This is a genomic window from Dokdonella sp., assembly GCF_039926425.1.
Lineage (GTDB): Bacteria > Pseudomonadota > Gammaproteobacteria > Xanthomonadales > Rhodanobacteraceae > Dokdonella_A.
In genome coordinates, this window is sequence record NZ_JBDSWZ010000094.1 from 1 (window position 1) to 4,628 (window position 4,628).

3 protein-coding genes are annotated in these 4,628 nt (G+C 65.6%); 2 read left to right on the forward strand and 1 reads right to left on the reverse strand.

Going from position 1 to position 4,628, the window contains the following annotated elements; genetic code table 11:
• Nucleotides 1–2,833 (reverse strand): hypothetical protein (locus ABIV12_RS06330; RefSeq protein ID WP_348057393.1); only part of this gene is annotated, 2,833 nt, incomplete at its 3' end.
• A gap of 246 nt (nucleotides 2,834–3,079) precedes the next feature.
• Between ABIV12_RS06330 and ABIV12_RS06335 the strand changes: the two genes are divergently transcribed.
• Together ABIV12_RS06335 and ABIV12_RS06340 are read left to right on the forward strand one after the other, a co-directional pair.
• A complete protein-coding gene (locus ABIV12_RS06335; RefSeq protein ID WP_348057395.1) occupies nucleotides 3,080–4,000 on the forward strand; it encodes a LysR substrate-binding domain-containing protein in 921 nt (306 codons plus the stop codon).
• Nucleotides 4,001–4,086: 86 nt separating this feature from the next.
• Nucleotides 4,087–4,628: glutamate-cysteine ligase family protein (locus tag ABIV12_RS06340; RefSeq protein ID WP_348057397.1), on the forward strand; the 542-nt coding region annotated here is incomplete at its 3' end.

Here is a 4,628-nt window from a genome sequence, read left to right on the forward strand (position 1 = left end):
GCGTGCAGGTCGGGCTCAGTGCGCCACCGGGATTGCGCCACACGGCCGGCTGGTTGTGCTGCGTCGCGGTCTCGCCCCAGAAGCCGAGGATCGGCGACGCGATGTTGACGTTGGCGAACGACCACACGACCCACCAGGTGCCCGGTGCGAGCGTGCAGGTGGCCGGCAGCCAGACGCCGACCTGGTGCGAGGCGGGGATCGGTATCGCGCCGAGGTTCGACGCTTCGCAAACGACCGTCGCGCCGGGATGGCCGCTGCCGTCGTCGTTGTGGATCGCAAGGTTGATCTGCGCCGGCAGCGGATTGCCGGCATTGCCGTAGGCGCTGAAGGTGAAGCTGGTGACAGCCCAGCCGGTCGGACCTTCGATCACGAAATCGTCGGCGCCTTCGGACGACAGGCCGCCGGTGCCCGGCGGCGTGACGATCGTGTTGTTGAACGCGAGCAGCGCGCTGTCGACGACGTTCTGGTCGTACAGACTCGGATCGCTCACCGCAAAAGCAACCGGAACGGCCATCGACGGATGCCGCGGATCGTCGCTGAACACGCAGATCGTCGCGCGATGCAGGCCCGGGCTGAGGCCGGTCGAATCGAACGTGACGGTCACCGACTGGTCGGCGCCACCCGCGACAATTGTTCCGCTCGCCGTGCCGAATGACAGCCACGGCACGCTGCCGGGCGCCGCACAACCAACCGATGGTGTTGCGATCGCGAGTGCAGTCAGTTCGTCGATCGGATATTCGCCAGCCGGTGGCAACAGGCCGAGCGGCTGCGAGATCGCGGTCAGCGGATCGATGGTGCGCATCTCGCCTTTGGGCTGGTTGGTGGCCGGATCGATGTACAGCGCCGCCCAGTAGAGCGTGCCGGATTGCTCGTCGAACTCGATGTCCTGCACGAACCGTACGTTGAGGCCGAGTGAATCGATCACGCTCGCCGCGCCGCTCGACTTGTCGATCGCGAGCAGTTGCTTGCCGAACAGGTCGATGCCGTACATGAGTCCACCCGGGCTGACCGCGAGACCTGCGATGTAGTGGATCGGATGCACGCCGGGGCCGTCGATCAAGCCGATACGCGTCGCGTGGCCAGTGGACAGATCTACCGTGTACAGCGCCGCCGCGGCGTTTGCGAGGCCGGAGTCGTCGTAGTTGACCACGTACACCGTGCCGGTCAGCGGATCCTGCGTCAGGTCGCGCCAGTAGGGATACAGGCCGCCCGAGATCATCCCGAGTTGCGTGAACGCGCCAGTCGCAACGTCGATCGTGCCGTACGCGCCGGGCGGCAATTCCCAACTGTCGTAGACGATCACGTAGAGCTTGGTGAAGTCGTTGCCGATGAATGCGCCGGCATCGATCAGGTCGCTGCTGTCATTGATCGGCGTGTAGCTGCCCGTTGGATCGAGCGCGTCGAAACCGACCAGGCCCGGCATCAGCACGCTGACGCCGTAAGCAGGCACGGTGGCGCGTGGATGGTTCGACGGCGGAGCCAGCGCGTACGCGGGATGATTCGGCCGCGCAATACCGGTGCGCGGGAGGCGCAGGGTCCGATCGATCGGCTGGTTCGTGGCGGGTTTCACGTAGCGCGGCACTTTCGGGAAGTGCGCGTCGGTACCCCCCGGCGCCTGCGACAGGTTCCAGTGCAGGTCCCGGTTGCCGGTGTTGCCGATCGTCAACGTACCCGTCGCGCTTTCGCCCGGCGCAACGATCGCGTCGACCGATGCGGTCGGCACGACGAGCGTCGGCAAACCGGCGCTGATGTGCACCGTGCCGCTGTCCGCGGTGGCGCTGATCGACGGCGTGTAGTTCCACTGGATCGCGGAGTTCGACGACAGCGACGGCTGGTAGTACGAGTATTTGGTATACAACCCGTTCGGATCCGCCTGCAGGCCCACCGTCGACCAGGCGCCGTTGTCGGCCGTGTTGCCGAACAGGGTCGGGCCGTACTCGTAGCGGATCGTGTCGTTGCTTTCGTTGAACACGACTTCGAAGCTCACGCCGGTCGTCGCGATCGCATAGCTGTAGAGATTGCTCCACTGAACGATGAACTGGCGGTTCGGCGCGGTCCCGATCGCCTTCGCGTACACGCCACCGGGCCCGTCGCCGATGTTCATCCACATCGGTGCGAGATAGGTCGGCACTTCGGTGCCGTAGGTGCTCGGGATATCCTGGTTGAACGAGAAGCCCGGTGGCGGTTCCTGGCCCTGCGGAGGGATGCAGGTTGCATCGTCGTACTGCAACAGGCCATCGTTGCTGATGCACAGGGCCGTGGCCGTGCGGCCGTAGAAGCGCAGCGGGAAGTCGGCGGTGTATTGCGCGACCTCGTTGTCGAACCCGTCGCCGGCGGCGAAACCGAGATCGGTGCCGGTCGTCGAGATATCGATGAAGTTCGGCGTCACCGTGCTGTCGGCGGTATAGCTGGCGAGGTTGGCGTACCCGGTCCAGCTTGCGCTGCGGTCGGTGTCGCCGGTGGCGACGATCGTCCGGACGTACGGATGGCTCTGGCCGGCGCCGATGGCGATCGGTGCGAAGCGGAGGAGCGGGCCGTCGAGGCTGTCGGTCAGCGACTGGAACGCGAGCGCGGTGCTGCCGTGATTGGTCAGCGTGTAGCAGACGTTGACCTGGTCGCCGACGTTGACTTCGAGGCTGGCCGCGGTTCCGCAGGTGTTCGGGTTGCCAGTGAATGGCGCCAGCGTGATCGTGACCTCGAGCGGGCTTCCCTGCACGCTCTTCGCGCCCTGGGCATGGACGGTGGTTGGCGTCGGCGAGGCGGATGCCGGCAGTAGCATGATCGGCCCGGCCGTCAGCGCGGCAAGGCAGGCAATCAGGAGTGGTCGGTTCATGTCGGTGTGGATCCCCGGTGATGGCTCTCGGATGAAGCGAAGTGCCGCGGCACGGCAATGGACGACGGTCCTGTCTCAAAAGCGGACACACGGGGTCCGGCCGGCCCGTGCCGGTGCCCGATTCCCGCGCACTGTCGGTGGATGGACGTCTAAACGCCTATCCATCCTGCCCATGGGTTTGCAGTCTGTGGCGGCAGCGACATAAAGTGAAATATCGAATACGTTTGAGGCTCATCAGGAAAACGAATGAACCTGACTCTCCGTCAGTTGCGCTACGCGATCGCCGCCGCCCGCTACGCCAACCTGACGGAGGCGTCGAAGGCGCTGCATGTGTCGCAGCCCTCGATCTCGATGGCGATCAACCAGATCGAGGAGTGCTTCGGGCGGCCAGTGTTCGTGCGCCAGCGCGGTGCCGGCGTGTCGCTGACCGCGTTCGGGCAGACCGTCATCGTCAAGGCGAAGCAGGTGATCGTCGAAATGGACGCACTGCAGTCGCTGGCCGAGGAGAGCACGGAGCTCAACGGCGAGTTCGTCCTCGGCTGCTTCGAGGATCTCGCGCCGTACTGCGTTCCTTCGATCCTCTCGCGCCTGGCGACGAAGTACCCGGCGATCACCGTGGTGGTGCGCGAGGAGGGCTTCGACACGATTGGCCGTCGGCTCGACGAGGGCGCGATCGACCTCGCGATCACCTACGACCTCGGCCTTCCGGCGACCGTTGCGACGACGCTGCTGTGCGAACTCGCGCCGCAAGCGCTGCTTCCGGCCGATCACGCGCTCGCGCGCCAGACATCGGTGACCTTGGCTGAACTCGCCCAGGAGCCGCTGATCATGACCGACCAGGCGCAGAGCTGGCAGCACGTGCTCGAGCTCTTTCATCTCGCCAACGTGCGGCCGTCGCGCGCGGTGCGTACCGGCTCGTTCGAACTCCAGCGCAGCATGGTCGCCAACCATTTCGGCATCGCGGTCGCCTATTCGCGGCCGTTTGGCGACGTCAGCTACGACGGCCGGCCCTTGGTGAGGCGGCCCATCTCCGATCCACTCCCGCTGCAGCGGATCCTGCTCGCGTACGACGGCAAGAACGCGCTGCCCGGCTCGCAACTGGTCTTCATCGACGAGGCAAAAGCGTGGTTCGCCGAGATGTGGCCCACGCCGGCGAGCGCCGACTGACCCTCCACGCGTCGACGGCTTCGGGGGCACCCTTTCAAGCGTCGGGAAGAGGCCCCATAGTGCAGGCTCCCTTGCGAGGCTACCCTGTGTCCGGACCATCCGCTGTCGAAGAAACACCGATCTCCAACCGAGCCGAACTGGTCGAGTACGTCGCCTCGGGGGAAAAGCCACCATCGGCCTGGCGTATCGGTACGGAGCACGAAAAATTCGGCTTCCGTCTCGACGACCTGCATCCGCCGACCTTCGACGGTCCGCAGGGAATCGGCGTGCTCCTCGAAGCGATGACCCGCTTCGGCTGGGAGCGCGTCACCGAGCACGGCAACCTGATCGCTCTGCTGCGCGACAACGCGTCGGTCACTCTTGAACCCGCCGGGCAGCTTGAACTCTCGGGCGCACCGCTCGAGACGATCCACGAAACCTGCGCCGAAGTGGCGCAGCACCTGCGCGAGGTGAAGACCGTCGCGGACGAGATCGGCGTCGGTTTCCTCGGCATGGGTTTCCAGCCGAAATGGCGCCGCGATGAAATGCCGTGGATGCCCAAGGGCCGCTACAAGATCATGCGCGACTACATGCCGAAGGTTGGCCAGCTCGGCCTCGACATGATGACGCGCACCTGCACCGTGCAGGT

Bases quoted from the DNA above. Each gene is read 5' to 3' on its own strand.
- ABIV12_RS06335 (WP_348057395.1), top strand. From the start codon at position 3,080: ATGAACCTGACTCTCCGTCAGTTGCGCTACGCGATCGCCGCCGCCCGC.